Genomic DNA, 4283 nt, shown 5'->3' on the forward strand with positions numbered 1-4283 from the left:
AGAATACTTAGCAAGACGCTGCCGGACATCGGCTTCTCCCTGGGCAGACAAAACGTGCAGCGCGCTGCGATACTGCTGCAACTGCTCCCACACCTCCCGATTAAAGGCAGTAAATTCCTCGCGTTTGTTCGTAAGAATTTGATGAATCTGAGACGGCTTCAGGGTCATGACGATCGCAGCAGAGCTTTTAACAGGGCTTTCAATAGCCTACAGGATTTCTACAGTCAGTATTTCAACGGAATTTCTAATCGCTACGCGGGCAATAACACGGAAGAATACGGATAGGAATCTAAAGAAAATATTAAATAATAGATTCTATTAGAGACAGGGTGAATAACTACCAGTTCATCCCGATCGCCAATCGCCATTCGTGGAGTTGAAACATAACTTATGGGTGCCGCTGAAATTTCTAAGCTCGCGTTTAGCAGAGGGTGCAGTCTAAACATGAGTGGGCAAGACGATGTTTTGCTGTATTGGATTGAGAACACAATTTTCGTGAGTAAACCCTTCGAGCAGCTTGAAGAACTGGTCGATTTGATTTTGCGCTTGCCGATTTGCGGTCAAGACACCGTTCAAGCTTCTGAAACGATCGTGCTTGCTCAAACTACTTTTTGCCCTTCTGTTCCCCTTGCTGCCTGATCTTGCAGTCGCACTTCACGGTTTGCTCCTTTTACCAATGGCACTGTGAATGATTAGAATTGTGAATTCTCAATGATGACTGCTATCGCTGCTCCCTCAGGGTCAATATATTAAGCTCTGTTTCATTTCTTTCCTATCTCCGGCCTCAGACAGTAATCCAGCGGAGTGTCCGTGATAGGATGCACTCCGTGGCCTCTGGGAGACATAGGAGAGAAGACCTTTGACACTACGGGTTGCTGTTGTTGGATCGGGTCCGGCAGGTTCCTCGGCTGCCGAGACATTAGCAAGAGCTGGAATTGAAACTTACCTTTTTGAACGCAAGTTAGATAACGCCAAACCTTGTGGTGGGGCAATTCCCCTCTGCATGGTCAGCGAGTTTGATCTGCCGCCAGAAATCATCGATCGTCGAGTTCGCAAGATGAAGATGATTTCTCCCTCAAATATTGAGGTGAACATTGGTCAGACGCTTAAAGATGATGAATATATTGGAATGTGCCGCCGCGAGGTGCTGGACGGCTTCCTGCGAAATCGGGCTGCCAAACTGGGCGCAACGCTAATCAACGGAACGGTGCATGGCATCGACCTTCCTACAAGCAGCACGGCTCCTTACACCCTTCACTACGCCGATCACTCGAACGGTGCGCTGGAAGGTGAAGCCAGAACGCTGCAAGTTGATTTGATCATCGGTGCAGATGGTGCAAATTCCCGCGTTGCCAAAGCGATCGATGCAGGAGACTACAACTACGCGATCGCCTTCCAGGAGCGCATCCGCTTGCCCGAAGAAGGAATGGCATACTACGAGGAACTCGCCGAGATGTATGTGGGAGATGATGTCTCTCCAGACTTCTACGCCTGGGTTTTCCCCAAGTATGACCACGTTGCGGTCGGCACAGGCACGATGAAAAAGAACAAGGCACTCATCAAAGACCTGCAAGCTGGCATCCGCACCCGCGCTGCTAAAAAGCTGGAAGGCGGCAAAATCATCAAAGTCGAAGCGCATCCCATTCCTGAGCATCCCCGTCCGCGTCGTGTGGTGGGTCGTGTGGCTCTGGTGGGCGATGCCGCAGGCTATGTTACCAAGTCTTCGGGCGAAGGCATTTACTTTGCTGCGAAGTCAGGTCGGATGTGCGCCGAAACCATTGTCGAACTGTCAAACAAGGGAGAGCGCATTCCCACCGAGGCTGATCTCAAGGTGTACCTGAAACGATGGGACAAAACCTATGGAGCGACCTATCTGGTGCTAGACATCTTGCAGCGCGTGTTCTACCGCTCAGATGCAACTCGCGAAGCCTTCGTCGAAATGTGTTCTGACATCGACGTGCAGAAGCTGACATTTGACAGCTACCTGTATAAAACAGTCGTGCCTGCTAATCCCATAGTGCAGCTTAAGATCACTGCAAAGACGATCGCAAGCCTGCTGCGCGGAAATGCCCTGGCTCCTTAATTTAGTCTTAATTTCAATAACTTAGTCATGCGATCGGGTGGGCAATAGCTCACCCATTTTTTATTGTGGGCTGTTTTATTGTGGGCTGTTATTTTGTGCTGATAAGGCGATGGGTGGTACGATGACGTTCTCTAGAAGGCTGACGCTTGTTAGCCCACCTACCATTGACTCCTTTGAGACTGACTCATCTAACTTTCTGCCACAGCCAGCCTATGAGCAACCTAGTGCTATCTTTGGTTTCTACAGTAACGAAGCGAGTCAAAGCCAACTTTGTCCGAAATACTCAAAACGTTACCGCAGCCCAGGAAAAGTTTCTTCTATCACTGCTGCGATTGCACCAGAACACAGAGTTTGGCAAGCAGTATGGACTTGCAGAGGTTAAAACCGTTGCTCAATTTCGCGATCGGATTCCTGTTTTGTCCTACAGCCATTACGAGCCTTATGTAGAGCGCATCGCTCAAGGCGAGCCCAATATTCTGACTCCTGACCCTATAATTTACCTGAACCTGAGCAGTGGCTCAACCGGAAAACAAAAACTCATTCCTGTTACCCATCGATCTCGCCGAGTTCGTAGTCAAGTCAATCAGACCAGCACCGGATTCCTGATTGAAGCACTGCAGCGCCGCAAACTGCCGATCGGTAAGATCCTTGTAACCACATCAGCACGAGCCGTTGGGCAGACCAGCAGCGGTATCGACTATGGCTTTGTGAGCGCAGGTGATTTACGGCTCAACAGCGGGCTTTACCGGCAGATTGCTGCCCAGCCTTTTGAAGCCCTGCAATCGGCTGATAGTCTGGCTCGTCACTATGTTTGCTTGCTGTTTGCGCTAAGCGATCCACAAACGCGCATCATTGGGGCAAACTTTCCAGTGCTGGGTTTGCAGCTCAGCCATTACTTGGAATCCTACGCGGAAGATTTTATTCAAGATATTGAAACAGGCGAGATTGCCCATTGGTTGAAGTTAGAGCCGGAGATTCGCGCCAAGTTGGAACGATGCTGGTCGAGTCACCCAAAACGAGCGGCTGAACTGCGCCATCTTCTAAAAACAGAAGGACGGCTGACGCCCCACTCGGTTTGGAATTTGTCTGCCGTCGTGACGGCTTTGGGCGGTACATCTAGCTTCTACCTGGAGCGATTTCCGTCTTACTTTGGCGACACTCCCATTTTCGGTGGAATTTATGCCTCATCAGAAGCAGCTTTTGGCACCTACTATGAGCTGAACAACGAGGGAGCGGTGCTAGCGGTGAACGCAGGTTTTTTTGAGTTCATCGCTGAAGATCAGTGGCAAGCCGCTCAACCCAAAACCTTGCTGCCTTGTGAAGTCACACCCGGAAACTACTACCGAATTGTTGTAACAAATTACAGCGGGCTTTATCGCTATGACATTAATGATGTTGTCGAGGTTTTGGGCTTTTACAACGAAGCACCAATCATTGTTTTTCGACATCGCCTGGGCGGATTACTCTCTTCGACTACGGAGAAGACGACAGAATTTCACGTCGCACAGGTCATGCAGCGGCTACAGCAAAATTTTAATCTCGCCTTAGAAAACTTCTGCGTTACCTTATCCGAACACGAAATTCCACCTCACTATTTGGTCAATATTGAACTGGCTTCTGGAGAACGGCTTACCCACTCCCAGGATTTCATTCAGCAGTTCGATCGCTACCTTCAGGAGGTTCAGCCTTCTTATGCCGTCAAGCGTCCGGGTACAATTCCACCCCCCCGTCTTCGGATTTTAGCCTCTGGAAGCTTTGCCACATTGCAACAGCGATTGCTAAAGCGCGGCATTCCAGAATCCCAATTGAAGTTTCCCCATATTAGCGACGATCGCCATCTGCTAACGGGACTTACAATCGCGCAAGAAATTGCAATGGAGGAGTGAAGCTTCTGCCTAAAATAAAGTTGCCCCAAATTACTTTCTAAGATGATTTAGTGTAAGGCGTGCATGAAAGGGTTCGTTCAATCAACTACCATGAAACTGGAAAGTATTAGCCCTAATAACATTAACCTGGTCCAAAACCTGATCCAGAAAATTGAGAGCCTCGTACCTGAGTATTCTCTTGTTGGCGAATCAGTGTTTTTCTCTAAAGACCAGTTTCCCTGGGCAGAAGCACTAGAAGCTAACTGGCAGGGGATTCGCCAAGAGCTAGATCAAGTGCTTCCCTACACAGATGTACTCCCCAATTTCCAGGATAT

The 4283-nt window shown here is 49.1% G+C and carries 3 protein-coding genes and 1 pseudogene; all 4 read left to right on the forward strand.

All coding sequences use genetic code 11. The features are described 5' to 3' along the window. Positions 1-444: 444 nt before the first annotated feature. Positions 445-639, forward strand: coding sequence for a hypothetical protein (locus H6F80_RS11185; protein WP_190791631.1), 195 nt, complete (start codon positions 445-447; stop codon positions 637-639). A gap of 220 nt (positions 640-859) precedes the next feature. Next, a complete protein-coding gene (gene chlP, locus H6F80_RS11190; protein ID WP_190791632.1) occupies positions 860-2083 on the forward strand; it encodes a geranylgeranyl reductase in 1224 nt (407 codons plus the stop codon). 212 nt (positions 2084-2295) lie between these two features. After that, positions 2296-3969, forward strand: a complete 1674-nt coding sequence (locus H6F80_RS11195) for a GH3 auxin-responsive promoter family protein (RefSeq protein ID WP_190791633.1) — start codon at positions 2296-2298, stop codon at positions 3967-3969. A gap of 90 nt (positions 3970-4059) precedes the next feature. After that, a pseudogene (locus H6F80_RS29420) lies at positions 4060-4283 on the forward strand (hypothetical protein); the annotation flags it as partial.

The sequence above is a fragment of the Leptolyngbya sp. FACHB-711 genome (genome assembly GCF_014695615.1).
Classification (GTDB): domain Bacteria; phylum Cyanobacteriota; class Cyanobacteriia; order Elainellales; family Elainellaceae; genus Leptolyngbya_A.

Bases quoted from the DNA above. Each gene is read 5' to 3' on its own strand.
- H6F80_RS11185 (WP_190791631.1), top strand. From the start codon at position 445: ATGAGTGGGCAAGACGATGTTTTGCTGTATTGGATTGAGAACACAATT.
- H6F80_RS11195 (WP_190791633.1), top strand. From the start codon at position 2,296: ATGAGCAACCTAGTGCTATCTTTGGTTTCTACAGTAACGAAGCGAGTC.